General features: G+C 66.9%; 1 protein-coding gene. It reads left to right on the top strand.

Annotated elements, in window-relative coordinates; translation table 11 throughout:
• Positions 1–1,085 (top strand): class I adenylate-forming enzyme family protein (locus GO615_RS29805; protein ID WP_169133058.1); only part of this gene is annotated, 1,085 nt, incomplete at its 5' end.
• Positions 1,086–1,093: the final 8 nt, after the last annotated feature.

Here is a 1,093-nt window from a genome sequence, read left to right as displayed (position 1 = left end):
TGATCTACACCACCGGCACGACCGGCCACCCGAAGGGCGTGATGCTGACGCATCGCAACCTGCTCTTCATCGCCGCGGTGTCGAGCCGGTTGCGCCGGCTCCAGCCGCAGGACCGCGTGTATGGCGTGCTGCCGATCTCACACGTGTATGGCCTCGCGTCGGTGATGCTCGGCACGCTCTACGCCGGCGCCGCGCTGCATGTCGTGCCGCGCTACGCGCCGCAGGCGCTGATCGACGCGCTCCGGGATGACGGCATCACCGTGCTGCAGGGCGTGCCGGCGATGTATGCGCGCCTGCTCGAATTCGCACGCGGCAAGTGGACGCCCGAAAATACGCGGCTGCGCTTCATTTACGCCGGCGGCTCGCCGCTCGATCCGACGCTGAAGGATGAAGTCGAGCAGTTCTTCGGGCAGACGCTGCACAACGGTTACGGCATGACCGAAAGCTCGCCGACGATCAGCCAGACCCGCATCGACGCCCCGCGCCGTGACACCTCGGTCGGGCAAGTCATCCCGGGCATCGAGATCCGCGTCGTCGATGAGGACGGTGCCGACGCCCCTGGCGGCGCGCCCGGCGAGCTCTGGGTGCGCGGGCCGAACGTGATGAAGGGCTACTACCATGAGCCCGAGCTTACCGCCGACACGATGCGCGAAGGCGGCTGGCTCAATACCGGTGACGTGGTCCGGCGCGATGCCGACGGGGCGCTGTTCGTCGTCGGCCGCACCAAGGAGCTGATCATCCGCTCCGGCTTCAACGTCTATCCGGTCGAGGTCGAGGCCGCACTCAATTCCCATCCGGCGGTCACGCAGTCGGCGGTGGTCGGGCGCGAGGTCGGAGAGGGCAACGAGGAGGTCGTCGCCTTCGTCGAGCTAGACCCGAGGCGCAGCGTCAGCATCGAGGATCTGCAGGAATACCTCGCCGGGCAGCTGTCGCCCTACAAATGCCCGTCCGAAATCGTCGTGATGCAGGCGATGCCGGCGGCGGCGACCGGAAAGATCCTGAAAGGGCAGCTCAAGCAGCAGGCGCAGGACACGTATCGCGCAAGGGTACAGGACAAGACAGTAAAGGATGGAAGACCGCGCTGAGGTGCGCC

Source organism: Aromatoleum evansii (genome assembly GCF_012910805.1).
In the GTDB taxonomy this organism is placed as follows: domain Bacteria; phylum Pseudomonadota; class Gammaproteobacteria; order Burkholderiales; family Rhodocyclaceae; genus Aromatoleum; species Aromatoleum evansii.
This window is presented reverse-complemented; position numbering and strand designations above follow the sequence as displayed.